This window comes from Pantoea sp. X-Soil-ISGK-421 (assembly GCF_059730785.1).
In genome coordinates, this window is sequence record NZ_AP035979.1 from 469,294 (window position 1) to 494,844 (window position 25,551).

The window sequence follows — 25,551 nt, forward strand, 5'->3', positions numbered from 1 at the left end:
CGAACTGGCCCGCAAGCGAGTACGGTTATGCTGAATAAATCTGCCTGGCGCAATGCGCTTTATCTTCTGCCCGCAGTGCTGGTGTATGCGGTGTTTTTGCTGCTGCCGCTGTTGGCCTCGTTAGGGATCAGCTTTACCGAATGGGATGGTACCTCATGGCCGATTTTCATCGGCATTGGCAACTATCTGCGCATGTTCCAGGATCCGATATTCTGGGTGGCGCTCGGTAATAATGCCCTGCTAATGCTGTTCTACACGCTGTTTCCGATTGGCGTTGGGCTGCTGCTGTGCAGTTTCCTGTATGAGACGCGCAATAACAAAGAGCGCAGCGTGCTGCGTATCCTCTTCTTTCTGCCGTACATCATGCCGATGGCGGTGCTCGGCGTGGTATGGCGCTGGCTGTATAACCCGGCATTTGGTCCGATCGATCAGTTCCTGCGTGCCGTCGGTTTGCCGCAGCTGGCGCTGTCATGGCTGGGTGATTTTACCTGGGCGCTACCTGCCGTCGGCTTTGTCGCCACGTGGTACTTCTTCGGTTTCTGCTTAGTGCTGTTTATGGCGGGCTTGCAGCGCATGGATCCCTCGCTGCTGGAAGCGGCCGATTTAGATGGGTCATCACGCCGCCAGAAGTTTATGCGCATCACGCTGCCATCGCTGCGTCCCGAACTGCGTATCGCGCTGCTACTGACGGTGATCGCCAGCCTGAAAGCCTTCGATTTAGTCTACGTAATGACGCAAGGCGGACCGGGCACTTCCACCATGGTGACCAACATCTTTATGTATAAGCAGGGCTTTGACCTGCACTACTTCGGCTATGCTTCCGCCGTGGCGGTGTTCAGTATGATGATTGTGTTGATAATCAATGGATTAATTCATTTATGCTTACGGGAGCGTCACTGATGCGCGGCACGCCTTTTGCCCCACGCGCGCTGATCTGGATTGTGGCGCTGATGACCATTCTGCCATTTTTAATGGCGCTAATGACGTCGTTCAAAACCCAGATGGAGCTGTTTCAGGGCGTGTTCACTTTGCCCTCTTCGCTTAATTTTAAAAACTACGTCACCGCGTGGCAGCAGGGACATTTCAACGTCTACTTCATGAACTCGGTGCTGGTGGTGATTCCGGTGGTGATCTGCAGCGTCCTGCTCGGCATTCTGGCGGGATTCGGTTTTGCCTGGCTGAAGATCCCCGGCAAAACGATCGTTGCCGCGCTGCTGGGTCTTGGCATGGTGCTGCCGAGTGAAGCCTTTATTATTCCGCTCTATCACGAGCTGCGCTGGATGGGGCTCACCAACACCTATCTGGCGCTGATTCTGCCGCAAATCGCCTTATCGCTGCCGTTCACCACGCTGATGATCGCCACCGCGCTGCAGCAGGTGCCGCGCGAGCTGGTGGAAGCGGCGGTGATGGATGGTGCATCGCGCCGTAAAATTCTTTGGGGCTTGCTGGTGCCGGCGATTTGGCCGACGTTATCAACACTGGCGCTGTTGCTGTTTATCTGGACGTGGAACGAGTTCCTGATCCCGCTGATTTTGGTGAATAAAGATGAGTTGCGCACCTTGCCAATCGGCATGATGTTTTTCCAGAACAAAAACACCATCGATATTCCGGTGCTGATGGCGGGGGCGATGATTGTCATCTTGCCGCTGGTGGCGGTGTTCCTGGTGTTCCAGCGCAAATTTATCAGCGGTGTCACCGAAGGCGCGGTTAAGTAGTTGGTCGCCCATGATGCTGATCAACCGCTACGGCACGTGCGTTCTGTGGTGTCGATCTTCATGTCGTAACTGATCTGCATTACGCCATGGATTGTCCATCAGCAAAAGGTTTGGTCGTGCGGCGCGTGCTGCAATAGCGCATCGCCGCTATTCAGGAGAACTGCATGCACATTTCACTGGCTGATTTCTATCCCATCGCCGATGGCGAAACGCTCGATACTTACTGCTTCCAGCGCGCTTTAGATCATCTGGCGTCGCGCGGCGGCGGCACCTTATCAGTACCGCCTGGTCGCTATCATCTCGGCACGCTCACGCTGGGTTCCAACATCCATTTGCATCTTGAAGCGGGGGCCACGCTGCTCGCTAGCTCGCGCGTTGAGGATTATCAGCAGCAGCTGGCGCAGAGCCAGGCTGAGCTGTCGCAACATGTGCTGCTCTATGCCTGTGGTCAGCGCAATATTCGCATCAGTGGTAAAGGGGTAATTGATGGTAACGGCGAGGCCTGGTTTGCCGCTGAAAAGGATGAGCAAGGTTATCGCTTGCCGCGTCCTCTGCGTCCGCGCATCGTGGTGTTTGAGGATTGCGAGCAGGTGACGCTTGAAGATTTCACCATTATTCAGGCACCGATGTGGACGGTGCATCTGGTGAGTTGCCGCCATGTGCATGTCGATCATCTCACCATTGATAACAGCATGAGCATGCCGAACACCGATGCGCTGGATATCGATAGCTGCGAGGCGGTGTTCGTGAGTAACAGCTATCTCAGCGCTGCCGATGACGCCATCTGCATCAAAACCACCAATAAACCCGCGCATCTGCGGCGTGCCGCACGACAAATCATGATCAGCAACTGCCTGCTGCGTTCTTATAGCTGCGCGTTCAAAATGGGTACCGAAACCTTTGATGATATAGAAGATGTCACCGTTTCCGGCTGTACCATCTTTGATTCCAACCGTGCGATTGGCTTGCTATCACGTGATGGCGGCCAGTTCCGCCGTTTGCTGTTTAGCAATATTACGCTGGCCTGTCGCCACGCGCCGCCCTGCCATTGGGGCAAAGCCGATGCGCTGTTTGTCTCGGTGCGGGCGCGCGATCCGGCGATATCGCCAGGTCGCATTGAACAGCTGCAGTTCAGCAACGTTAGCGGTGTGATGGAAGGGGCAATTAACCTGCATGCTGAGCAGCCAGGACAGATTCGTGATGTGATGCTGGCAAATGTGCAGTTGCGCCAGGTGGTTGCGGAAGAGGCAGAGCAGGGGCATTACGATGTGCGTCCGCCGTGTAATCCGGAATCACCGACCGGTATGGGATTGGACAATGCGTATAAACTGGATAGCGCATCCGGCTTAGCCTATGGCGTTGCCGCGTATCCGCATGGCTTGCCGGGCGTATTTGCTCGCGGGGTGGAGAATCTTCAGCTGCACAACGTGGTGATCGCCCGTCCGCAACCGCTACCGCACGGCTGGCATGCGGAAACGGTGCAGATTTTGTAGGCTGCGCGAGAAAATCCAGGTCGCCATGAATGGTGACCCTACGCACAACGGTAGGGCTTTTGTAGAGTGCGTGAGAAAATCCAGGTCGCCATGAATGGCGACCCTACGCGCAACGGTAGGGCTTTTGTAGGGTGCGCATTCATGCGCACCTGGGAATATCGGTCGTTATAAATGGCGACGCTACAATGCCGCCGCGATCGCCGCGCCCAGCTCTTCGGTTGAAGCGCTGCCGCCGAGGTCGCGCGTCAAGCTGTTGCCCGCCGCCAGCGTGCGCTCGATGGCGTCCAGCACCGCTGCACCGGCTTCGGCATAACCCAGATGCTCCAGCATCATCGCGCCACACCAAATCTGGCCGATCGGATTAGCCACGCCTTTGCCGGCGATATCGGGTGCCGAACCGTGCACCGGCTCGAACAGGCTGGGGAATTTGCCTTCCGGGTTAATGTTGGCCGATGGCGCGATACCGATGGTGCCGGTACACGCCGGACCGAGATCCGACAGAATGTCGCCAAACAGGTTGCTGGCGACCACCACATCGAACCAGTCCGGATGCAGCACGAAGTTGGCGGTAAGAATATCGATATGATATTTATCGACTTTCACTTCGGGATAGCCTGGCGCCATGGCTTCCACGCGACTGTCCCAATACGGCATGGTAATGGCGATGCCGTTGGATTTGGTGGCGGAAGTAAGGTGTTTCTTCGGCCGCTTCTGCGCCAGTTCGTAGGCAAATTTCAGAATGCGATCAACGCCGACTCGCGTCATGACCGTTTCCTGAATCACCACTTCACGATCGGTGCCGGGGAACATGGTGCCGCCCACCGACGAATATTCGCCTTCGGTATTTTCACGTACCACGTAGAAATCGATATCGCCTGGCTGACGATTCGCCAGCGGCGCTTTCACGCCTGGTATCAGACGTACCGGGCGCAGGTTGACGTACTGATCAAACTCGCGACGGAACTGCAGCAGCGATCCCCAGAGCGACACATGATCCGGCACCACATCCGGCCATCCCACCGCGCCAAAGTAGATCGCATCAAACTGGCTTAACGTTGCGAACCAGTCGTCGGGCAGCATTTTGCCGTGCTGCTGCCAGTATTCGGCGCTGGCGAAATCAAACCATTGCCACTCCAGTGCAATATCAAATTTCTTTGCCGCTGCATCCATCACACGGATGCCTTCCGGCATCACTTCTTTGCCAATGCCATCGCCAGGGATGACGGCGATTTTATAGGTTTTGCCGCTCATAGGGTTCTCGCAGGTTGCTGTTGATGTTCTGGAAGCAGTATAACCATGCATCTGTAGGAAATAATTAGCCTGAGCGATAAGCCAATGTTGAATAAAAGTAGAGAATCGCGCACCTCATCCGACGATCTGGCCTTCTTCGTGCGCGTGGCGGCGCTGGACAGCTTAACCGCCGCCGCACGCGAACTCGGCTTATCGTTGCCGGCGGTGAGTAAGCGCCTGAGCCAGCTGGAGCAGCGGTTGGGCGTGCAGCTGCTGAAGCGCACCACGCGGCGGCTAGAGCTGACGGCGGAGGGCAAACGTTATCTCGATGGCGCGCGTCCGTTGCTCGACCAGCTGGCGGAGCTGGAAGAAGCGGTTAGCAGCCAAACGTCGGTGCTGCGCGGCTCGCTTAACATCAACGCCTCTTTCGGCTTTGGTCGGCGTCATGTCGCACCGTGCGTGTCGCGCTTTGCCACGCTGCATCCCGAATTGGCCATCAGTTTGCAGCTCAGCAGTCAGCCGCTCAATTTTCTTGATGCGCGCGTGGACATTGATATCCGTATCGGTGAACCGCCGGATGCGCGGCTCATTGCACGCAAGCTGCGGACTAATCCGCGCGTGCTGTGCTGCTCGCCGGATTACGCCACGCGCCACGGCTTGCCGGACAATATCGCGGCGCTGGCGCAGCACAACTGTATTCTGTTAAGACAATTTGACGGTGACTTTGCGCTGTGGCGTTTAGGCGATGGCACGCAGCAGCTTACGCAAAAGGTACGCGGCAGTTTCATCACCAACGATGGTGAAGTGGCGATGCAAATGGCGTTGGATGGGCATGGCATTCTGCTGCGTTCATGGTGGGATGCACAGCACAGCATCAAGCGTGGTGAATTGCTCCATGTACTGCCAGAGTGGACGGCACCCGACGGCGATATTTTTGCCGTCTGGCAGTCTCAGCGTCAGCTGCCGGCGCGAATTAGTGCGTTTGTGAATTTTTTGCAGATGGCGTTGTAATCGCGATCGTTTCTCCTCACTTTTGCTCGGTTAGCTGGAGAGATTTACACTTAAAAGCAGAATTGTTCCCTGGCCGCTTCGCTTTATTTGCCAAACTCTGACTGATAAACTCCGGCAGCAACCAGAATCATCCCTGGTTAATCATTGTTCAGGCTAGATGCATTGACAGAACGCATGCGTTCTACCGGAGAAAAGTGCAGGATGGATAAAGACATTCTTAATACCATAAATTCTCAGCACCTTTTTCCCGCTCAAAGCGACCGGCATATTATTTTTGGTGTTGACGGAAAATTCATTGCACATTCGCTAATTACCATCATGTCGTTAATTAAGCATGCCGGTGATGGCCGTTATCACTTTCATCTTATCTCTTCAGAATTATCTGCGATTAATATTGCGCATCTGGAAAAAATATTTGCCGGATCGCCACATGGATTAACGCTGCATCATATTCAGGATAGTCTGTTTAGCGCCTTTCCTACCACAGAGTTGTTCACCCGCGCGACCTATTATCGTTTTCTCGCGCCGCTAATATTGCATCATGCTGATACACTTCTCTATCTCGATGCAGATATGGTTTGTCTGAATCCTATTGACGAATTATGGCAGATTACTATGTCACCTGAGGTGATTGCGCTGGTGGTTGGTGAAATTGGAGCACTGCAACCTCAGTTGGCTGAAAATATTGGGCTGCGTGGAAAACGCTATTTTAATGCTGGCATGATGTTCATGGATGTTCAAAAATGGAACCGAGAGCAGGTAAGTGAACGTGCTTTCTGTTTGCTCAGCGAAAAGGGAAAACATTTCCAGTATCTTGATCAGGATGCATTAAACACCTTGCTTGAGGATCGTGTGATATTTACTGAAGCGCGCTTCAATACTATCAACATGCTCTCACACGATGATGAAGGTTATACGCAGGATGTGCCAAAAGATACCTGCTTATTACATTACGCGGGTGCCGATAAACCCTGGCAACAATGGAATCAACAATACGTTGGCCATTACTATCGCGATCTTTATCAGATTTCTCCGTTAGCCGATATTCCTTTTGAAACCCCTAAAAATGCTCAGCAAGCGAAGAGAATGTACAAATTTCTGTTCCGTAGCCATCAACGGGTTCGGGCACTCTATTGGCGCATTAAGTATTTTAAAATGAGGTATTTTTGAGTGCGGACTTTACGTATTAAGCCCCTGCTAAACGAAAGTAACGTTTATCAGCTTTGTTTTCTGTTGCTAACAATGGCGTTTGCGACCTCATTAGTTGTCCCCGCGTATCCTAAGAAAACATTCTATTTGGTGGGTTATTTAACCCTGTTTTTTCTGCTTGCTCAGGGCGTAAAAAGAAAAATCATCCTGGATAAGTGTGCTCTGCTAGTCGCCATTCCCATTTTACTGTTGGGTTTGGTCAGGGTCATTTGGTCGCGTATTTATGCCGATGCTTATTTCAGTGACGTCGTTGACAACTATTTTCAGGGCGGAAAGCTGTTCATTATCTCTGCTTTTGTCAGCTATTTTTTCATTGCGTGGCGCCACTGTCTTTCAGCTAAAGTCATGCGGATAAGTGTTTGTTTGATAATTTTTGGGCTGCTGCTGACGCTTGCTGCAGGCTTTTACGAGCATGCTCAGACTCAGCAACGCATTAGATTACTCACAGATTCAGCCGGTACGGTTTCATACCTCATGACGGCATTGGCGTTAACCGCACTGTTAATTGTGAATAAGGTGATAGTTGGCCGTATCAATCAAATATTGCTGTTCACGGCTATTTTTGTGGTGAATATGGTGTTGATGTTCCTCACTGAGTCTCGTGCGGCTGTGTTAGTGCTGCCCGTGTTATACCTGTTATGTTTTTATGTTGTTCATCGTTGGGCGGGGAAATATTCGCTGGTGATGTTAGTGCTGCTTATTGCCGGTGGTTTGTACTTCATGCCAAGCTCGATTATGCATCGATTGGACAATATTCAGAACGAGATAGACAGTTATCAAAAAAATAATGATACCTCTATTGGCGCGCGTTTCTCGATCTGGAAAAGTGGTTATCACAGTGTTTCATGGCGTTTACTGGGGCAAAGTCCTGATGATAGAACGGACAAAGCCCGCGCTTATATTAAAGCGAATGAACGCGCTAACCCCGAAGCGTATAAAAATGTGATGTATCACTTGCATGATGACTTCCTGGAAACCCTTTCACTACAAGGTATCGCGGGTGCAGTTTCTCTGATTATTTTTTATCTGGGTTTGATTTTGACAGCAATACATCGTCGGGCATGGGATATCCTACTGCTTCCTGCTTCCCTGATTTTATTTGGTTTGACAGATACGGTATGGATTCAAAGCAGTTCGGTGTTTATTCTGATGGCGTCGATTATAATTAGCTATGCGCTGCTGCAGCTTAAATCCATAAATAACAGGTAATCGTCAGGATGGTATTGGGTGCGCATTAATGCGCACCTTATAGCATTCTTATCTGCTTAATCCATTCCTCTCAGCTTCATCCTCAGATATTTTTTCTTGAGGCTAAATCTGACTTTACTGTCCATCAGGAATGATGCGGAAGAGACATTATCTATCGCTTGCTTCACCACACGTTTCTCATGTTCATCGCTAATCAGCGGGTAATACTTATGCGCAAGATTGATCCAATGGCAAGAGAGCAAGTTGCCGTATGTTTCGTCGAGCACCGCATCCATCTGTTGTGTCGCTTTTATCAGCATCGATATTTTATCGGCATCGAGCGCGCTGGAGAGGCTTTTCTCGCGTTTGAAATAGAGATAAGGCCCTAATTTCGTCAAAAATATTTTCTGACTGCCTTTCAGAATCGAGGGGAATAAATACGCATCCTCGTAGCAGGTGAAGTCAGGAAAGTGGTTTTCTGTTAAAAGCGAGCGTTTAATAAACTGACCAATAAAATGCGCCTGAATATCACGATGGATGAGGAATTTTTCAATGACCTGATGCTGCGACAGGGCGGTGACCTGCAAACCTTTCCACTGCAGTGGTTTGGTCTTCTTTTCATAAATTTCATTCAGCGGCGTCAGCAGAATATCGGGTTGTTCTAGCTGTAAAAACCGCACGATGTCAGCAAAAGAGTTCTGCAGTAGCTGATCGTCACCATCCAGCATCGTGACATACTGTCCGCTGCATTTGCTGACGCCAAAATTTCTGACTTTGCCGATGTTGCGCAGCGTCACGTCAAAAATTTTCACATGGTTGAATGAAGCGGCAAAGGTGTGCATCAACTCGCGGGTATTATCCGATGATGAGTCATTCACCAAAACAATCTCGACCACCTCCTCAACGCCAGAGCAGGCTTTTTTTAGACTGCTTAACGTCTCAGTAATATACTTTTCGCAATTGTGAGCCGTAACCAGGACGCTGAGAGAGCAGGGTGAATCCATAATTAGCATCTATCCGTTAAGGTTCAGAGAGCATTCATTGCTAACAAGTCTATCGCTTTCTGCGCTGAAGGGAATGAAATTGTGTTGCAGGTCTTAGCTAATCATACTCACAGCTCTAAACGTTGTTAATTAACGCAATCTAAACTCCCTTGCTCCACCGCGATTTTACCTACTGCGTGCGTGCAGCAGCACGCTCATGCGCTGATGCAGGCGATGTTATTGTGCAGGGGAGGACAAGGTCGGCACTGAGGCCGACCCGGTTGAGAAATGCACAGTTGCGATTTACTCTACGCCGTTCACCAGCAACACGCGGTACTTCGCGCCTTTCAGGCGATGCGCTTTGGCTTCCTGATACGCCGGGCTGTAATACCAGCCTTTCGCCGCTTCAGCATCGGGGAACTCCAGCACCACCACACCTTCGGCTTCCGGGCCTTCCAGTGTTTCCAGCGCGCCATAAAACGCCAGTGGCGTGATCGGATGGTCACCCCGCGCCTGTCCCGCTTTTTCGGCGTAGGTGGCCAGCTCGTCTTTGTCTACGGTTTCGTCCTTAATAAACACCACATATGCAGCCATTACTTTTCTCCTCGCGCCTGACGTTTGTCTTCGGTGTTGTTATCAAAATCTGACGCATCATGACGTTCCAGCAGCTGATCTTGCGGCTCGGCGCCAAAGGCGCGATTCACTTTACGACCACGAATCACCGCCGGACGCTCGGCAATCTCTTTCGCCCAACGCACCACGTTTTTGTACGACTGCGCATCGAGGAATTCGCTGCCGCCATACTGATTGTTCAGCACCAGATTGCCGTACCACGGCCAGGTCGCGATATCGGCGATGGTGTATTCGTCACCGGCAAGGAAGCGATTATCCGCCAGTTGACGATCCAGCACGTCGAGCTGACGTTTGGCTTCCAGCGTGAAACGGTTGATGGCGTATTCAATTTTTTCTGGCGCGTAGTGATAAAAATGACCAAAGCCGCCGCCGAGATAAGGTGCTGAGCCTTGCAGCCAGAATAGCCAGTTCAGGGTTTCGGTGCGGCCCGCCAGTGACGTTGGCAGGAAATGACCGAACTTCTCAGCCAGATACAGCAGGATGTTGCCGGATTCAAATACGCGCTGCGGCGGCGTTACCGAATGGTCGCTCAGGGCCGGGATTTTCGAGTTCGGGTTTATATCGACAAAGCCGCTAGAGAACTGATCGCCGTCGCCGATGCGGATCAGCCAGGCATCGTACTCGGCGTCTTTGGCGCCAACCGCCAGCAACTCTTCAAGCAGGATGGTAATTTTCTGGCCGTTGGGCGTCCCGAGCGAATAAAGCTGCAGCGGATGTTTGCCGACCGGCAGAGTTTTCTCGTGCGTCGGCCCGGCGGTTGGACGGTTGGTTTTCGCGCCGTTACCTTTGGCTTCCGGGTCCCAGGTCCAGACTTTCGCGGGCTGATACTGATGTTCCGACATAGTGATTTCGCCTTGTTGTGTTTGTATTTTTGCTGCTATTGAGTGTAGCAGTGCGTGATACAGGCGATTTAACCGCGCTGGCGGTGAGTTACAAAGTCGGATTATGTAAAGTTCTCTTGCGTATACAGCATAAAGTCGACTTTGCCGGGTTGATAAGTGTCGGGGATGTCGCCCTCTTCCAGGTGACGCAACATCAGTGTTAAGGCGAGTTGGGCATGACGCAGAGTGTTTTGATCGAGGGTTAACGTCAGTACGCGATCCTTCAGTAGCCGGCGCGCCCGGCTTTGTATGGATCGATGCCGAGGTGGCACCGTCGCGCAGCATCCGGCAGATCGGCGACCAACGTGATAACCGGAACGCCGCGCGCTTGATATGCGGTGAGTGCATCATAAAACAGCGGATTTCATGGGCGAAGACGATCAGCGCACGTCACCGCGTTCATGTTGTGTGCATTTCCTTAGCTCGGTCCTTTATCCCACCAGCGCGAGAAGCGACCGATCGCGCTAATCATTACCCCAACAATTCACGCTCAATCAGTTCGCGCGTTTCAACCGCCTGATATTTCATCTTTTCCGGATAACCAAACAGCGCCGCCGAGATAATCGACTCGCCGCCGACTTTAAACCTGCGGTTAGCAAAATTCATCTCGCGCAGTGCTTCAAACAGCGCATCGAAATTGACTTCGCCTTCACCCACCGCGACGTGCTGGTGGATGGTGGCATCCACGCCCGGCGGGTTGACGATGTAGCGGCAATGCTTAGTGTGGTTCATGGTATCGGCAATCAGCATATGCGACAGATCGTCACCGGCGTAATGCAGCATGTTCTTCACATCGCCCACGCCTTTGTCGTAATAGAAGGTGTGGGGTGCGCTGTAGATGTACTTCACATTTTCGCTGCGAAAAGATTTCACAATGTCAGCGGTTTCGTTGCTCTGCTCGCAGAAATCCCATGGATGTGCCTGAATTTCGACGCGGATGCCTTCACGTTCGATGATTGGCAGCAGCTCTTCCATCGAGCGATAGAACATCTCTTCACAGATTTCCGGTTCATTGGGATTACCCGACAGCTCGGTATTGATCACCTGCACGCCCATTTCGACGGCAATCTCGATCATGCGTTTCCAGTTTTTCACCGCCGCCTGACGACGCAGTTCATCTGGGCCAGACCAGCGATAAACCGTAATGAACGAAGAGATTTCCAGCCCGGTGGCACTTAGCGCGTTTTTGTATTCGCGCATGATTTCGCGGCTGGCCTTCGGGTGTTTATAGAACGGGTTGATCTGCGGATGCGGCGACTGTTCGATGTACTTGTAACCCCATTCCGCCACCTGATGCACCATGCGCGTAATACCAAGATCCCTGATGACATCAACATCAAAAGCGATTTTCATTGTTTTCTCCTGAGCGTTAGGGGATTTCCCATTTATCGGTAAAGGCTTGTGCTTACGTTTTTTACGACCTTTTTTAGGGCAGATCGCGTTAACTGTAGGAAGAGCCAGCCGCAGCCTCTACTGTTTTTCTGATGGCAATCCCTCAACCAAAGCGCCGTAATCAGACAAATAAATATCAAACATTTATTCTGAATGGCACTGGAATGAAATTAAACATTTCATTTTTGCGAGTGCGATCAAAATACTGAGAGATTATCTATCAAAAATAGCGATTTAATAATGATTCATGAGTGGTTACATTGGCGCTTTAGGGTCAGTTAAGGCATTATTTTTGATAATTTATTATCATTTTAATCTGGGAATGTGAGCATGAGTAAAATCACCCTGAACGCCATTGCCGCCGCCGCGGGTGTCGGTGTGGCAACGGTGGATCGCGTGTTAAACCGCCGCGCGCCGGTGCGTGCCGCCACCGAGCAGAAGGTACTGGAAGCCGCAAACCGACTCGGTTATCGCATGGGAGCAACATCGTTATCAAGCAACATCGCGCCGGCCTCGCACGTGACGCTGCGCATGGGCTTTATCCTGCTATCAAAATCCTACTCGCTCTATCATTCCCTCAGCGATGCGCTGCGCCAGCATACGCAACCCTTTCATCCGGCAGGCAGCGAACCGCTGTTTACCTGGCACGATATTGACGATGTTGCGGCGGTGGTGACCTCGCTGTATGCGCTGGCCGAGCAAGTCGATGCCATCGGTTTAGTCGCGCTGGATCACCCGCTGATTCGCCACGCGATTGAACACATATCACGTCAGGGCGTGCGGGTTTATGCGCTGTTCTCCAACTTTTCACCGTGCGGTCACGCCGGCTATGTCGGTCTGGATAACCAGAAAGCCGGGCGCACTGCCGCCTGGATTGCGACGCATTTGTTGCACCAACCCGGCGCGGTGGGCGTGTTGGTAGGCGACCATCGCTTTATCTGCCAGGAAAGTAATGAGATCAGTTTCCGCTCTTATCTGCGTGAACAGGACAGCGCGCGGCGGGTACTGGAACCGCTGAAGACCCATGAATCAATTGATGGCGGCTATCGTTCGACGCGTCAGTTACTGGATGAACATGCCGATTTGGCGTTGATCTTTGCGCCGTGCGGCGGTATCGAGGGCGTGATTCACGCCTTGCGCCAGCAGCCGCAGCGCAAGGTGGCGTTGATTTGTCATGGTCCGGTGAAAGAGGGCGAACTGGCGCTGATTGATGGCACCATTACGGTGATGATCCGCAATCGCATCGACGAGATGGCCATGCGGCTGGCGCAGATGGTGCAGCAGCACCAAGCTGAACCGGGCGATCATTTCACGCAAATCATCCTGCCGTTCGATATCGTGACGCGGGAGAATCTGTAGCGGGCGGGTCGCCATGAATGGCGACCCGACAAAAGCGCGAATTTGTTGGTTGCGCCTTTATGCGCACCAAGCCGCACCCTGGCTTGGTTTGATAAGTTTCTATCATTTTACTGATGTGAAATAACATGATCGCTATCAAAAAATGAATATTTCATGGTTGTTTGTGATGAAATATTTATTTGATACTTGCGCCATCCATTACCGCAAGGAACGATCATGACCATTTATATTGCTAACGCGCCCTGTAGCTGGGGCGTCGATGATCCAAAAAACCCTTTCCTGCCGCCGTGGCAGAAAGTGCTGAGTGAAGCATCGCAGGCCGGTTACCAAAGTATTGAGCTGGGCCCGTGGAGCTACCTGCCGGTCGATCCTGCCGAGCTGCGTCAGCAGCTGGAAGCGCACCAACTGTCGCTGGTGGCGGGCACTATTTTTGATGATTTGGTGAGTGAAGCCAATTTCCCGGCGATGGTAGAACTGACACACAACATCTGCCGCAATCTGTCATTAGTGCCGACCGCCACCAAAACCCACGCGGACAACAAACCCGCGCCCTATCTGGTGATTATCGATTTTGGTAACCCAGAACGCGCCAAATACGCCGGCCAATCTGACAAGGCACCGCGCCTGTCAGATGTAGAGTGGCAGCGCATGATGCAGCACATCACTACGCTGAGTCAGATTGCCTGGAACGAATATGGCGTGCGCGCGGTTATCCATCCGCATGCCGGCGGTTGCATTGAATTTGCCGATGAGCTGCAACGGCTGGTGGAAGACATTCCGCATGAGGTGGCCGGTTTGTGCCTCGACACCGGCCATCTGTACTACGCCGGCATGGATCCGATTCCTTACCTCCGCCGCTATTGGGATCGCATCGATTACCTGCACTTCAAAGACGTTGACCACGCGGTGTGGCGCGACGTGATTGCGCGCGGCGTGGATTTCTTTGCCGCCTGCGCGGAAGGCGTGATGTGCCCGATTGGTAAAGGGGCGATTGATTATCCGGCGGTGCGCGCCTTCCTGGCGGAGCGCCATTATCAAGGCTGGATCACCGTGGAACAGGAGCGCGATCCGCGCAATGCAGACACCAGCCTGCGTGACGTCACCGCCAGCCTGCACTATTTACAATCGGTCGGATTCTGAGGAGCGCAGCATGATTAACGGTATTAAAGCACTGGATCGTTCACTGCGCTGGGGCATGGTCGGCGGCGGCGGCACCAGCCAGATTGGTTATATTCACCGTTCGGCGGCAACGCGTGACAATAATTTCACCTTGCTGGCGGGCGCCTTCGATCTCAACGCCGAGCGTGGTCGTGCCTTTGGCACCTCGCTGGGTATCGACGCCGAACGCTGCTATGCAGATTACGAAACGATGTTTGCGGCGGAAGCGGCGCGCGCGGATGGCATTGAAGCGGTGTCGATTGCTACGCCAAACAATACGCACTTCACCATTTGCCGTGCCGCGCTGAATGCCGACTTGCATGTAGTGTGCGAGAAGCCGCTGTGCTTCACCGCGGCAGAAGCCGATGAGCTGGAACAGCTGTGCGCCGAGAAGAAGAAAATTATCGGCGTCACCTACGGCTACGCCGGACATCAGCTGATTCATCAGGCGCGCGAGATGATCGCCGCAGGCTTGCTGGGCGAGATCCGCATCATCAATATGCAGTTCGCGCACGGCTTCCATAACGAAGCGGTTGAGCTGCAGAATGAAAGCACCAAATGGCGTGTCGATCCGCGCTTCGTTGGGCCCAGCTATGTGCTGGGCGACCTGGCGACGCATCCGCTGTTTATCGCTGAAACTATGGCGCCGCATCTGCAGGTAAAACGCTTGCTGTGCAGCCGCCAGAGCTTTGTCAAAACCCGCGCACCGCTGGAGGATAACGCCTTCGTGATGATGGAGTACGACAATGGCGCGGTCGGCACAATGTGGGCTTCTGCGGTGAACTGCGGTTCGATGCACGGTCAGAAAGTGCGCGTGATTGGTGAGAAAGCCAGTCTTGAGTGGTGGGACGAGCAGCCCAATCAGCTGCGCTATGAAGTGCAGGGCGAGCCGGTAAAGATTCTCGAGCGCGGCATGGGTTATCTGCATCAGAGTGCGCTGGCAGATGACCGTATTGGCGGCGGTCATCCGGAAGGGTTGTTTGAAGCCTGGTCGAATCTCTATCGCCGTTTCGCGCTGGCGATGGATGCCACCGATCGCGGCGATCATGCTTTCCTGCAGGAGTTCTGGTATCCCGGCGCGCATGCTGGCTTGATGGGGGTGCGATGGGTAGAGCAGTGCGTGAAATCCGCCGATGCCGGCGCGGTATGGGTGGAGTGCTGAGTTAGACATCACTCCTCGATATGGTTGTTACTTTATTGAAAGAGGCGATGAGCTGAGTCTGAACATCGAACTTCCCACCGGCGAAGGGCGGCTATTTCAGATCTGATGTGGATAAAGATGCCCGTGAGAAACCGGCATCATTTTCTGAACGCAGAAAAGCAAAAACCCAGCCATAAGCTGGGTTTTCTAAATGTTGGTGCCCGGACGCGGAATCGAACCACGGACACGGGGATTTTCAATCCCCTGCTCTACCGACTGAGCTATCCGGGCAACGGGGCGCATTAAACCCTAATGGCTCACAGCCGTCAACGGCTTTCGTCAAAAAAGCGTAGCAATCGTGATTGATTGCTTGCTTTTCAGACAAGGTGAGCGAAAAGGCTACGCCAGCGCACCGTTCTGGCGACACAGTGCAATGCCGAGCACATCTTCCGCCAGACGCCGCGCGGTGGCGACATCCTGAACGTTGCGTTTCACCAGCAGTTTGCTCAGACAACCTTCCAGAATCAGCTCCATCTGATCGGCCACCATGGTGGGATTATCTAATGCCAAATCGACCAGGATTTCGTGGGTAAACTGCCAGGAGCTGCGCTTTTGCTGTTCGGCTAACTGATGTACCGGATGATCGGATTGCGGATAGAAACTGCAGGCGGCAATAAACAAACAGCCAGGGAAGCGGCCTTTGCTGACGTATTCGCTCAGCACCTGATAGCGCGCCAGCAGCTTTTGTTCGGCACTAAGATGTTCATCGAGCTGAACCTGGCGGCGCCAGCTGTCAATTTGCTGGCCATGATAGCGCAGCGCGTCATACAGCAAGGCATCACGATCGGGCCAGAAACGCGTCAACTGCTCGGCTTCAAGTCCGGTTTCGCCAGCAAGCTGGGTTAAAGAGGTGGTGGCGGCCAGGCCGCTTTGTTCGAGCACATTCAGCGCATGCTCGAGTATTTGTTCACGTTGCAAGTGACTCTCCTCTGGAATGCGGGCCCGCTCGCGGACGAACGGGCAGTGTCCTGCAGACAGTGTCGTTTAACGCGACACATTGTGCAAATGCGCGCGGAAATCGGCGGCGTTGAGAAAGCCGGTGACACGCGAATCGGGAATCTCTTTGCCTTGCGCATCGAAGAACAAAATGGTCGGCAAGCCTAAAACCTGCAGATGCTGCAACAGTGCGTTGTCCTGTGCGTTATTGGCGGTGACATTGGCTTGCAGCAGTTGTACCTGACTTAATGCGTTACGCACGCCCGCATCGCTAAAGGTGTATTTCTCGAACTCTTTGCAGGCTACGCACCAATCGGCGTATAAATCGACCATGGTGATGCGGCCTTGCGCCTGCTGCAGTGCGCTATCAAGCTGCTCGCTGCTGGCGATGGTCTGGAACGGCAAATGCGCCACAGCGTGCGCGCTGTTGCTGCTACCAAACGCCCAATCCTGTAACGGGCGAGCACTGACCAGCGCGGCGGCGAGCATGATGATCTGCAGCACGCGCCATTTACCGCTGGCGCGCAGGCTGAGGCTGAACGCCCAGGCAAAAAATGCCACGCCGAGCAGGCTCCACAGGCGCAGGCCCCAGAGATCGCCCATCACCCGTTCCAGCAGGAATACCGGTAGCGCCAGAATCACAAAACCAAAACCTTCTTTAACGGTTTGCATCCATGGCCCGCTTTTCGGCAGCAGCTTGTTACCAAACATCGTTACAGCAATCAGCGGTAGCCCCATACCGAAGGCATACAGCCACAGCGTGCCGGCCCCGGCCCACAGATTACCGCTCTGGGCGATGTACAGCAGAATGGCGCTGAGCGGTGCGGTGGTGCAGGGCGAACAGATCAAACCCGCCAGTGCGCCCATCATAAATACGCCAGGCAGCGATCCACCTTGCTGGCGGTTGCTCCACAACGCGAGCCGCGTTTGCAAGGCGGAAGGCAATTGCAGCGGGAACAGGCCAAACATCGAGAGCGCCAGCACGATAAACAGCGTCGACAATCCCATTAACACGTAAGGATGCTGCAGCGCCGCCTGGAAGCGTAATCCGGCCGCCGCAACGACCATACCAAGCACGGTATACGTCAGCGCCATGCCCTGCACATACACCATCGCCAGCGCGAACAGCCGTCCCATCGAATAGCGGCGCGGGCCACCTAAGATGATGCTGGAGATCAGCGGATACATCGGCAATACGCACGGCGTGAAAGCGACGCCAATACCAATCAGCAGCGCCCAAAGCGGGGAAAACGGCAGCGGCGTGCTGTGATTCGTTGGCTGCGCGCTGGTCGCGGCTACATCCTGATTGGCGGCAACTGCGCTGAGCGGCACACTGCGGGTTTCGGGCGGATAGCAGAATCCGGCGGCAGCGCAGCCTTGATAGGTGACGGTGACGGTGGCGCCGGCATCAGCCTGACGCAGCGTAATCGGCAACTGCAGATCCTGCGGGTAGATTTCGCTTTTACCGTAGAATTCATCTTCATGCGGCTGGCCCGGCGGCAACGTGAGCGGGGCAATTTGCGCTTTGTGTGGCGTGACGTGAATTTGCTGGCGATAGAGATAGTAGCCATCCTTCACTTTCCAACTCAGCGTCAGCCGATTCCCCTGCTGAGCGAAATCAAAGCTAAATGCCTGATCAACCGGCACAAAGCGGCTGTTGTTGTTCGGAGAGAAGAGAGAGGCTTGTGCCGAAAGGCAGAAAACCAGCGCCAGGCAAAAGCCGGCAAGGCGAAAGAGTCGTGCAGCCATAGCGAATGAATGAGCTCCGGTGGCGAATAGGTCGCGATAATAGCACGACCGCTTCGCCACAAGGTTTTCAGGATGTAACGGCGCTACAGGATCAGGCTACCAAACAGGAAGCCAAACGCCACTGAGAAGGCAATTGCCAACACGCCGGGAATAATAAAGGAGTGGTTAAAGACAAACTTGCCGATACGGGTTGAACCGGTGTCATCCATCTCCACCGCGGCCAACAGCGTAGGATAGGTCGGCAGCACAAACAGGGCGGAAACCGCCGCAAATGAAGCCACTGCCGCCAGCGGCGAGACGCCGAGCATCAGCGCGGCAGGCATCAAGGCTTTAGTGGTTGCGGCCTGCGAATAGAGCAGCGTGGCGGCGAAGAACAGCACCAGCGCCAGCATCCACGGATAACCTTGCAGCATGTCACCGGCTAGCGCCTGGATATCGTTGAGGTGCGCTTTGACGAAGGTATCGCCGAGCCATGCCACGCCCATCACGCAGATACAGGCGCTCATGCCAGATTTAAAGGTACTGGCACTGAGAATTTCTCCGGTATCGACTTTGCAGGTCAGGCAAATCAGTGTGGCAACGGTCAGCATAAACACCACGATGGCCTCGTTGCGTGGCAGCACCGGGTTACTGATGAGGCCAACGCTGTCGCTGATGGCGGTGGCGTAAAGCACCACGGCGGCGATGCCGATCAGGAACAGCAATACGGCACGCTTCGCACCCGGTTTAATGTCGTAAACCTGCTCACCGCGCAGTTTCACTTCTCCTTTGGCCAGACGTGCCTGATAGACCTCATCATCTTTTAACTCTTTACCCAGGAAGCTGGTGATGATGGCGGCGCAGAAGATCGCCGCCATGGTGGAAGGAATCGCCACGCCCAGCAGCGCCAAATAGCTCACGCCGCGCGGTTCAAGGATGGAGGCGAAGAACACCACCGCCGCCGAGAGCGGCGAGGCTGTGATAGCAATCTGCGACGCCACTACCGCAATCGAGAGCGGACGCGAAGGGCGCACGCCTTGCTCTTTTGCGACTTCGGCAATCACCGGCAAGGTGGAGAACGCGGTGTGACCGGTACCGGCCAGCAGCGTCATCATATAAGTGACCAGCGGCGCGAGGAAGGTGACGTAGCGCGGATGGCGGCGCAGCAGGCGTTCCGCTAATCCCACCAGATAATCCAGACCGCCAGCGATCTGCATCGCGGCAATCGCGGCAATCACCGCCATGATAATTTCGATCACGTCGAAGGGAATCGCACCGGGCTTTAAGCCGCAAATCAGCGTCAGCGCCAGCACACCTAAACCGCCCGCGAAACCAATGCCGATGCCGCCAAGACGCGCACCGAGCCAGATCGCCAGCAGCACAATAATCAGTTCTACTACTACCATTCGTTCCACTCCCTGAGCCGCGGAGAAATCCCGACCCTTAACGTTGTCGCCGCCAAAATGAAAAAAGCACGCCGCATTGTAAACGGGCGTGCTTTTGGCAACGTGATCTGGAGCGGATTACTGTTCGTTTTCGTCGGTGTAGCGTTTGGCTTTGTAGGTTGGATGCATCAGGTTCTGGATGGAGAAGATATCGTCCAGTTCAGTTTCCGTCAGCAAGCCGCGCTCCAGCACCACTTCACGCACGCTCTTACCGGTTTCGGCACAAATTTTCCCGACGATATCGCCGTTGTGATGGCCGATGTAGGGGTTGAGGTAAGTGACGATACCAATTGAGTTGAATACGTACGCTTCGCACACCGCTTTATTGGCGGTGATGCCATTAACGCATTTTTCCAGCAGGTTGAAGCACGCGTTAGTCAGAATGCTAATTGACTCGAACAGCGCCTGGCCAATCACGGGCTCCATCACGTTGAGCTGCAGCTGACCCGCTTCTGACGCCATGGTGACGGTGATGTCATTACCGATCACTTTGAAACACACCTGATTCACCACTTCCGGTACGACCGGATTCACTTTAGCGGGCATGATGGATGAACCGGCTTGCAGTTCTGGCAGGTTAATTTCATTCAGGCCCGCGCGGGGACCGGAGGAGAGCAGGCGCAGGTCGTTACAGATCTTCGACAGTTTTACCGCCAGACGTTTCAGCGCCGAGTGCACCATCACGTACGCGCCGCAGTCGGAGGTGGCTTCAATCAGATCTTCTGCGGGCACCACCGGCAGATTACTCACTTCTGCCAGGCGCTGTACCGCCAACTGCTGATAGCCATCCGGCGTGTTGAGACGCGTACCAATGGCGGTGGCGCCCAGGTTCACTTCCAGCAGCAGTTCGGCGGTACGCAGAATGCTGCGGGTCTCTTCATTCAGCAATACATTAAAGGCGTGGAACTCCTGACCGAGGGTCATTGGCACCGCATCCTGCAGCTGGGTACGGCCCATTTTCAGGATATTTTCGAACTCGACCGCTTTACGCTGGAAACCTTCGCTCAGCTGGCTAATGCCATCGAGCAGTTTCAGGATTGAGGCATAAACCGCGATGCGGAAACCGGTGGGATAAGCGTCGTTGGTCGACTGACACTTATTCACATGATCGTTGGGATTGAGGTACTGATATTCGCCCTTCTGGTGGCCCATCAGCTCCAGACCGATGTTAGCCAGCACTTCGTTGGTGTTCATGTTGACCGAGGTGCCCGCGCCGCCCTGATAGACGTCAACCGGGAACTGATCCATGCATTTGCCGTTATTCAGCACTTCATCACAAGCCTGAATAATGGTGTTTGCGATATTACGCGGGATTGTTTGCAGCTCTTTATTGGCGAGCGCGGCTGCTTTCTTCACCATCACCATACCGCGGACGAATTCCGGTATGTCACTGATTTTGCTGTTGCTAATGTAAAAATTTTCTATCGCACGCAGAGTGTGAACGCCGTAATAGGCATCCGCCGGTACTTCGCGCATACCTAACAGGTCTTCTTCGATACGAATGTTGTTCGCCATGATAACCTTCTTGTTGTGGCCGCTAACCATCAGGAATGATGTGTTTTATTTTGTCGTAGAGCATCAGAACCGACATTTTATCTGTCTTTGATCGCGCGAGCACGATCCTATTCTGATTCCGCAAAAAAGCACGAATGCAGATCGCGTTAAGCAGGATTTTCGGCAGTTGCATGTTGAAAAAATGTGAATTTTGTTACAAAAGTAAATCGCGGCACGGCGAATGGCAAGTATGCAAAGAAATTAATGTAGAAACATCAGCTGCACAAGGCAGCTGATGTCAGGGGTTTTTTAAGCGGCTAGCCACTGTGTGTCATGTGAAAAAATAAATTCTAACTCATTGTTAATTTAGCCAGAATCAATCTCAACACCTTTTCCAACCGGCAGCTCCTGATAAAGCGCTTCTGCAATATCATCAAAATCCAGTTTCGCTTCGTTTTCGCTGATATTTTCAGCCGATGAACTAAACAGATCTCCCGTTTCACGGGCCAACAGCGCATCGATTCCTAATGATGCTTCGCCTTGATCATCAAAGGCTAGGGTATTAATGGCAGAGGTTTTATTCAATTGATCGGCATTCTGCTTATAAGCGATTGAGAATACATCACTCCAGTTGCCATCGTTGTTAGTGCTGGCGCGGTAATAGGCGGTATAGCCATAGAAGCCAAAAGCATCAAACTCCCAGTTGCCATTGGCGTCGGCCTTCACGGAACCAGCAAATTCAAAATGATCAGCTGAATTCAGGGATAGCTGGATATAGACATTGCTGCCTGGTGTGGTGGTGCCATGCAGCACAGAGTAACGATCGTCAGTGGCTGCACCACTTTGAAAATCGCCTTTAATTTTGCCGAAATCATCAGAAAAACTTTCGATGGTGGTGGTTTTCTCTGGCTGTGGATCAACCGGTGAATAGCCAAAGTGGAAATCGTTAGACCAGGTCGTTGGCGTTTCTGCATATGCAACACGCGCATGCCAGGTTCCTTCCAGCAGCATACGTGTTTCTAACTGCCAGTGACCATTTGCATCCGCAACCGCTTTACCATAAGCCAGGTTGCTATTGTCATCAAAATACATGATGGTTAAGTGGGCTCCGGGCTCGGCGGTACCCTGCAATACTGGCTGTTTGTCATCAGAAACCTCACCTTTTCCACGCTGGCCTTGTGAAGAGCCTACATTGTCATAGAAGTAATCGATCGCAGGCTGAATGCGCGATGCAGCAAACGAGGTTAGTGTTGGCGTTTGTTGCTGGTCGTTTTCCGCTAACAACGCTTGAACCTCGAAAGCATTATCACCGAGATGGGTAGTGCCTGCACTGTTACTCGGGCGGCGGCTATCGAAAGCAAAATCCCAATCAATTACGGTTACGAAGTTAAAAGATTAATCATCATTGCTTAAAATCATGTGCTATCTCGCATTTTGTTAATGAATTGTTTTTTAAGGTTTTTTGTTGCGTTTTTATTTTTAGTTGATCCGGTAATCGTACATAGGCGAATAGTCTCGAAATCACCATCGCCAGTTTTTTATAAACAGTTTGTTTAATGACAGATGTTGAAATTGCGAGAAGAGCCCCAACCTTTTTATTTCTGTTAAAAGATTTTTTCCTTTTTGCTTAATAGCGAAAGGCGTAATGAGGAGCACATTGTGCGCTGGATACCGTTACTGGTTTTTTTTGTTTTAGCCTGGATTGAGATTTCAATCTTCATTCAGGTCGCGCATGCGCTGGGCGTGCTGCTCACCATGTTGCTGGTGATTTTCACCTCGGCTATTGGGGTGTCGCTGGTGAAGAATCAGGGCATGAAGAACTTCCGGCTGATGCAGGAGAAGCTGGCGCGCAATGAAAGCCCAGCGGCAGAGATGACGAAGAGCGTTTCGCTGATCATCTCCGGCTTCCTGCTGCTGTTGCCCGGTTTCTTCACTGACTTCCTCGGTTTACTGCTGCTGTTACCGCCGGTGCAGAAGCACCTGACGTTGAAGCTGATGCCTCATCTGCGCGTGTGGCGCGGACCGGGGGCAGGTCCCGACGCGGGTTTCACCGTCGATGGTGAATACGAGCGGAAAGATCAGGACAAGATTGGTCACGATAAAGACCTATAAACTTCAGAAGGCGGCGCAAGCCGCCTTTTTGCTGCATTTTTCACCATCTGTTGCAGAAACGAAAATATTTATATTTTTTGCCCTTGAAACCCCACTTATTGCCCCTATCTCTTCCAGCACGAGGCCGGAAGCCAAGCAGTCCGGTTCTAACCCAAAAAATGAATGATTGGACTTCTCAAAGGAGAGCTATCAAATGAAAATTCGTCCATTGCACGATCGCGTCATCGTCAAGCGTAAAGAAGTTGAAGCTAAATCAGCGGGCGGCATCGTGCTGACCGGTTCAGCTGCCGGTAAATCTACCCGCGGTGAAGTCCTGGCTGTCGGCAAAGGCCGCATCCTGGAAAACGGTGAAGTTAAGCCATTGGACGTGCAAGTAGGTGATCTGGTGATTTTCAGCGAAGGCTACGGTGCTAAAACCGAGAAAATCGACAACGAAGAAGTTCTGATCATCTCCGAAAGCGACATCCTTGCAGTTGTTGAAGCGTAATTTACGCGTAATTCACTGAACGAAACGAATTTAAGGGATATTTGAAATGGCAGCTAAAGACGTAAAATTCGGTAATGACGCACGCGTAAAAATGCTGCGTGGCGTAAACGTACTGGCAGATGCAGTAAAAGTTACCCTGGGCCCGAAAGGCCGTAACGTGGTTCTGGATAAATCTTTTGGTGCACCGACCATCACTAAAGATGGTGTTTCTGTAGCACGTGAAATCGAGCTGGAAGATAAGTTCGAAAACATGGGCGCGCAGATGGTGAAAGAAGTGGCCTCTAAAGCGAACGACGCAGCAGGCGACGGCACCACCACCGCAACCGTTCTGGCTCAGGCGATCATCACTGAAGGCCTGAAAGCCGTGGCTGCGGGCATGAACCCGATGGATCTGAAGCGCGGTATCGATAAAGCCGTTATCGCTGCGGTTGAAGAACTGAAAACCCTGTCTGTGCCTTGCCAGGATTCACGCGCGATTGCACAGGTTGGTACCATCTCTGCTAACTCCGATGAAACCGTGGGCACCCTGATTGCCGACGCGATGGATAAAGTGGGCAAAGAAGGCGTTATCACCGTTGAAGAAGGCACCGGCCTGCAAGACGAGCTGGACGTGGTTGAAGGTATGCAGTTTGACCGTGGCTACCTGTCTCCGTACTTCATCAACAAGCCAGAAACAGGTGCAGTTGAGCTGGAAACCCCGTTCATCCTGTTAGCTGACAAGAAAATCTCTAACATCCGCGAAATGCTGCCAGTGCTGGAAGCCGTTGCGAAAGCCGGTAAGCCACTGCTGATCATTGCAGAAGATGTTGAAGGTGAAGCGCTGGCAACGCTGGTGGTGAACACCATGCGCGGTATCGTGAAAGTCGCTGCGGTTAAAGCACCGGGCTTCGGTGACCGTCGTAAAGCCATGCTGCAGGATATCGCTATCCTGACCGGCGGTACCGTCATCTCTGAAGAGATCGGTATGGAGCTGGAGAAAGCTACCCTGGAAGATCTGGGTCAGGCTAAACGCGTTGTGATCAACAAAGACACCACCACCATCATCGATGGCGTGGGCGATCAAGGCGCCATCTCTGGCCGCGTAACGCAGATTCGTCAGCAGATCGAAGAAGCGACTTCTGATTACGACAAAGAGAAACTGCAGGAGCGCGTTGCGAAACTGGCAGGCGGCGTTGCCGTTCTGAAAGTGGGCGCAGCAACTGAAGTTGAAATGAAAGAGAAGAAAGCACGTGTTGAAGATGCTCTGCACGCAACCCGCGCTGCGGTAGAAGAAGGCGTTGTTGCTGGTGGTGGTGTGGCGCTGGTTCGCGTTGCCGCGAAAATCGCCGCTTCTGGCCTGAAAGGCGATAACGAAGATCAGAACGTGGGTATCAAAGTTGCGCTGCGCGCAATGGAAGCTCCACTGCGTCAGATCGTTTCTAACGCCGGTGAAGAGCCTTCCGTTGTTGCTAACAACGTGAAAGCAGGCGACGGTAACTACGGTTACAACGCGCAGACCGAAGAGTACGGCAACATGATCGACTTCGGTATCCTGGACCCAACCAAAGTGACCCGTTCTGCGCTGCAGTACGCTTCATCTGTTGCGGGCCTGATGATCACCACCGAAGCGATGGTGACTGACCTGCCGAAAAGCGACGCACCTGATTTAGGCGGCGCTGGCGGTATGGGTGGCATGGGCGGAATGGGCGGCATGATGTAATTGCCCCTGACTGCTTAAGTCATCTGGAAAACCCCCGATCGGAAACGGTCGGGGGTTTTTCTTTTGCTGGGGAACAAGGTATAAGTAAGGGCGCAATACTTCGGCTTTACGGGTTTAGGGCAATGAATGTTCAGAAAAAAAGTGCGCTTTTCTGCTACGCTGCCGCCCGACACTGATGATAATAAATGGGGATTACA

At 53.0% G+C, this 25,551-nt stretch carries 22 protein-coding genes, 1 tRNA gene and 1 pseudogene; 12 read left to right on the plus strand and 12 right to left on the minus strand.

Annotated features, from left to right (window positions below; translation table 11 throughout):
• Positions 1–27: 27 nt before the first annotated feature.
• The 3 genes from AC6I8K_RS02065 (at position 28) to AC6I8K_RS02075 (ending at position 3,208) form a co-directional block, all read left to right on the plus strand.
• Positions 28–900, plus strand: a complete 873-nt coding sequence (locus AC6I8K_RS02065) for a carbohydrate ABC transporter permease (protein WP_064737847.1) — start codon at positions 28–30, stop codon at positions 898–900.
• Complete coding sequence (locus tag AC6I8K_RS02070; protein ID WP_483816683.1) at positions 900–1,715, plus strand: carbohydrate ABC transporter permease; 816 nt, start codon at positions 900–902, stop codon at positions 1,713–1,715. The genes AC6I8K_RS02065 and AC6I8K_RS02070 overlap by 1 nt, the downstream gene beginning before the upstream one ends.
• A 164-nt stretch (positions 1,716–1,879) precedes the next feature.
• The gene (locus AC6I8K_RS02075) at positions 1,880–3,208 is read left to right on the plus strand and encodes a glycoside hydrolase family 28 protein (protein ID WP_497826159.1); all 1,329 of its coding nucleotides are present in this window, start codon (positions 1,880–1,882) and stop codon (positions 3,206–3,208) included.
• 180 nt (positions 3,209–3,388) lie between these two features.
• On the opposite strand, the gene AC6I8K_RS02080 is transcribed toward AC6I8K_RS02075, so the two are convergent.
• Positions 3,389–4,459 (minus strand): tartrate dehydrogenase, encoded by a 1,071-nt coding sequence (locus AC6I8K_RS02080; RefSeq protein WP_497826160.1) that lies wholly within the window; start codon positions 4,457–4,459, stop codon positions 3,389–3,391.
• A gap of 84 nt (positions 4,460–4,543) precedes the next feature.
• Between AC6I8K_RS02080 and AC6I8K_RS02085 the strand changes: the two genes are divergently transcribed.
• The 3 genes from AC6I8K_RS02085 (at position 4,544) to AC6I8K_RS02095 (ending at position 7,867) form a co-directional block, all read left to right on the plus strand.
• On the plus strand, positions 4,544–5,449 hold the full coding sequence (locus tag AC6I8K_RS02085; protein ID WP_483816685.1) for a LysR family transcriptional regulator: 906 nt from the start codon (positions 4,544–4,546) through the stop codon (positions 5,447–5,449).
• Positions 5,450–5,650: 201 nt separating this feature from the next.
• Positions 5,651–6,619, plus strand: a complete 969-nt coding sequence (locus AC6I8K_RS02090; protein WP_497826161.1) for a glycosyltransferase family 8 protein — start codon at positions 5,651–5,653, stop codon at positions 6,617–6,619.
• Positions 6,620–7,867, plus strand: a complete 1,248-nt coding sequence (locus AC6I8K_RS02095) for an O-antigen ligase family protein (RefSeq protein ID WP_497826162.1) — start codon at positions 6,620–6,622, stop codon at positions 7,865–7,867.
• A 56-nt stretch (positions 7,868–7,923) separates the two neighbouring features.
• Here the strand turns inward: AC6I8K_RS02095 and AC6I8K_RS02100 are convergent, their stop codons facing one another.
• The 5 genes and pseudogenes from AC6I8K_RS02100 to AC6I8K_RS02120 all read right to left on the minus strand — a co-directional run bounded on the left by AC6I8K_RS02100 (position 7,924) and on the right by AC6I8K_RS02120 (position 11,696).
• A complete protein-coding gene (locus tag AC6I8K_RS02100) occupies positions 7,924–8,859 on the minus strand; it encodes a glycosyltransferase family 2 protein (RefSeq protein ID WP_483816688.1) in 936 nt (311 codons plus the stop codon).
• A gap of 273 nt (positions 8,860–9,132) precedes the next feature.
• Entirely contained in the window at positions 9,133–9,423 is a 291-nt protein-coding gene (locus AC6I8K_RS02105) for a DUF1330 domain-containing protein (RefSeq protein ID WP_483816689.1), read from the minus strand.
• A complete protein-coding gene (gene yghU / locus AC6I8K_RS02110) occupies positions 9,423–10,304 on the minus strand; it encodes a glutathione-dependent disulfide-bond oxidoreductase (RefSeq protein WP_064737838.1) in 882 nt (293 codons plus the stop codon). Before yghU ends, AC6I8K_RS02105 begins: the two co-directional genes overlap by 1 nt.
• Positions 10,305–10,405: 101 nt before the next feature.
• A pseudogene (locus AC6I8K_RS02115) lies at positions 10,406–10,555 on the minus strand (transcriptional regulator); the annotation flags it as partial.
• Between the two features lie 259 nt (positions 10,556–10,814).
• The gene (locus AC6I8K_RS02120; RefSeq protein ID WP_064737836.1) at positions 10,815–11,696 is read right to left on the minus strand and encodes a sugar phosphate isomerase/epimerase family protein; all 882 of its coding nucleotides are present in this window, start codon (positions 11,694–11,696) and stop codon (positions 10,815–10,817) included.
• A gap of 369 nt (positions 11,697–12,065) precedes the next feature.
• Here AC6I8K_RS02120 and AC6I8K_RS02125 point away from each other — a divergent pair, with 369 nt between their 5' ends.
• The 3 genes from AC6I8K_RS02125 (at position 12,066) to AC6I8K_RS02135 (ending at position 15,414) form a co-directional block, all read left to right on the plus strand.
• A complete protein-coding gene (locus AC6I8K_RS02125; RefSeq protein WP_483816690.1) occupies positions 12,066–13,094 on the plus strand; it encodes a LacI family DNA-binding transcriptional regulator in 1,029 nt (342 codons plus the stop codon).
• A 216-nt stretch (positions 13,095–13,310) separates the two neighbouring features.
• On the plus strand, positions 13,311–14,234 hold the full coding sequence (locus AC6I8K_RS02130; RefSeq protein WP_483816691.1) for a TIM barrel protein: 924 nt from the start codon (positions 13,311–13,313) through the stop codon (positions 14,232–14,234).
• Positions 14,235–14,244: 10 nt separating this feature from the next.
• A complete protein-coding gene (locus AC6I8K_RS02135; protein WP_497826163.1) occupies positions 14,245–15,414 on the plus strand; it encodes a Gfo/Idh/MocA family protein in 1,170 nt (389 codons plus the stop codon).
• Between the two features lie 194 nt (positions 15,415–15,608).
• Here AC6I8K_RS02135 and AC6I8K_RS02140 read toward each other — a convergent pair.
• The 6 genes from AC6I8K_RS02140 to AC6I8K_RS02165 all read right to left on the minus strand — a co-directional run bounded on the left by AC6I8K_RS02140 (position 15,609) and on the right by AC6I8K_RS02165 (position 22,340).
• Positions 15,609–15,684, minus strand: a tRNA-Phe gene (locus AC6I8K_RS02140).
• A gap of 108 nt (positions 15,685–15,792) precedes the next feature.
• Entirely contained in the window at positions 15,793–16,371 is a 579-nt protein-coding gene (gene dicD / locus AC6I8K_RS02145; protein ID WP_064737780.1) for a division control transcriptional repressor DicD, read from the minus strand.
• 66 nt (positions 16,372–16,437) lie between these two features.
• Positions 16,438–18,138 carry a protein-disulfide reductase DsbD gene (locus tag AC6I8K_RS02150; RefSeq protein WP_497826164.1) on the minus strand — a complete coding sequence of 567 codons (1,701 nt, stop codon included), beginning with the start codon at positions 18,136–18,138 and terminating at the stop codon, positions 16,438–16,440.
• An 83-nt stretch (positions 18,139–18,221) separates the two neighbouring features.
• On the minus strand, positions 18,222–19,523 hold the full coding sequence (locus AC6I8K_RS02155; protein ID WP_064737778.1) for an anaerobic C4-dicarboxylate transporter: 1,302 nt from the start codon (positions 19,521–19,523) through the stop codon (positions 18,222–18,224).
• A 117-nt stretch (positions 19,524–19,640) separates the two neighbouring features.
• On the minus strand, positions 19,641–21,077 hold the full coding sequence (gene aspA / locus AC6I8K_RS02160; RefSeq protein WP_064737777.1) for an aspartate ammonia-lyase: 1,437 nt from the start codon (positions 21,075–21,077) through the stop codon (positions 19,641–19,643).
• A 345-nt stretch (positions 21,078–21,422) separates the two neighbouring features.
• Entirely contained in the window at positions 21,423–22,340 is a 918-nt protein-coding gene (locus AC6I8K_RS02165) for a hypothetical protein (protein ID WP_483816694.1), read from the minus strand.
• A 375-nt stretch (positions 22,341–22,715) separates the two neighbouring features.
• Here AC6I8K_RS02165 and AC6I8K_RS02170 point away from each other — a divergent pair, with 375 nt between their 5' ends.
• The 3 genes from AC6I8K_RS02170 (at position 22,716) to groL (ending at position 25,354) form a co-directional block, all read left to right on the plus strand.
• Positions 22,716–23,168 (plus strand): FxsA family protein, encoded by a 453-nt coding sequence (locus tag AC6I8K_RS02170; protein WP_064737775.1) that lies wholly within the window; start codon positions 22,716–22,718, stop codon positions 23,166–23,168.
• Between the two features lie 193 nt (positions 23,169–23,361).
• The gene (locus tag AC6I8K_RS02175) at positions 23,362–23,655 is read left to right on the plus strand and encodes a co-chaperone GroES (RefSeq protein WP_064737774.1); all 294 of its coding nucleotides are present in this window, start codon (positions 23,362–23,364) and stop codon (positions 23,653–23,655) included.
• Between the two features lie 46 nt (positions 23,656–23,701).
• Positions 23,702–25,354, plus strand: coding sequence for a chaperonin GroEL (groL, locus tag AC6I8K_RS02180; RefSeq protein ID WP_064737773.1), 1,653 nt, complete (start codon positions 23,702–23,704; stop codon positions 25,352–25,354).
• Positions 25,355–25,551 lie beyond the last annotated feature (197 nt).

Bases quoted from the DNA above. Each gene is read 5' to 3' on its own strand.
- AC6I8K_RS02065 (WP_064737847.1), top strand. From the start codon at position 28: ATGCTGAATAAATCTGCCTGGCGCAATGCGCTTTATCTTCTGCCCGCA.
- AC6I8K_RS02070 (WP_483816683.1), top strand. From the start codon at position 900: ATGCGCGGCACGCCTTTTGCCCCACGCGCGCTGATCTGGATTGTGGCG.
- AC6I8K_RS02075 (WP_497826159.1), top strand. From the start codon at position 1,880: ATGCACATTTCACTGGCTGATTTCTATCCCATCGCCGATGGCGAAACG.
- AC6I8K_RS02080 (WP_497826160.1), bottom strand. From the start codon at position 4,459: ATGAGCGGCAAAACCTATAAAATCGCCGTCATCCCTGGCGATGGCATT.
- AC6I8K_RS02085 (WP_483816685.1), top strand. From the start codon at position 4,544: ATGTTGAATAAAAGTAGAGAATCGCGCACCTCATCCGACGATCTGGCC.
- AC6I8K_RS02090 (WP_497826161.1), top strand. From the start codon at position 5,651: ATGGATAAAGACATTCTTAATACCATAAATTCTCAGCACCTTTTTCCC.
- AC6I8K_RS02100 (WP_483816688.1), bottom strand. From the start codon at position 8,859: ATGCTAATTATGGATTCACCCTGCTCTCTCAGCGTCCTGGTTACGGCT.
- AC6I8K_RS02105 (WP_483816689.1), bottom strand. From the start codon at position 9,423: ATGGCTGCATATGTGGTGTTTATTAAGGACGAAACCGTAGACAAAGAC.
- yghU (WP_064737838.1), bottom strand. From the start codon at position 10,304: ATGTCGGAACATCAGTATCAGCCCGCGAAAGTCTGGACCTGGGACCCG.
- AC6I8K_RS02120 (WP_064737836.1), bottom strand. From the start codon at position 11,696: ATGAAAATCGCTTTTGATGTTGATGTCATCAGGGATCTTGGTATTACG.
- AC6I8K_RS02125 (WP_483816690.1), top strand. From the start codon at position 12,066: ATGAGTAAAATCACCCTGAACGCCATTGCCGCCGCCGCGGGTGTCGGT.
- AC6I8K_RS02130 (WP_483816691.1), top strand. From the start codon at position 13,311: ATGACCATTTATATTGCTAACGCGCCCTGTAGCTGGGGCGTCGATGAT.
- AC6I8K_RS02135 (WP_497826163.1), top strand. From the start codon at position 14,245: ATGATTAACGGTATTAAAGCACTGGATCGTTCACTGCGCTGGGGCATG.
- AC6I8K_RS02150 (WP_497826164.1), bottom strand. From the start codon at position 18,138: ATGGCTGCACGACTCTTTCGCCTTGCCGGCTTTTGCCTGGCGCTGGTT.
- AC6I8K_RS02155 (WP_064737778.1), bottom strand. From the start codon at position 19,523: ATGGTAGTAGTAGAACTGATTATTGTGCTGCTGGCGATCTGGCTCGGT.
- aspA (WP_064737777.1), bottom strand. From the start codon at position 21,077: ATGGCGAACAACATTCGTATCGAAGAAGACCTGTTAGGTATGCGCGAA.
- AC6I8K_RS02175 (WP_064737774.1), top strand. From the start codon at position 23,362: ATGAAAATTCGTCCATTGCACGATCGCGTCATCGTCAAGCGTAAAGAA.
- groL (WP_064737773.1), top strand. From the start codon at position 23,702: ATGGCAGCTAAAGACGTAAAATTCGGTAATGACGCACGCGTAAAAATG.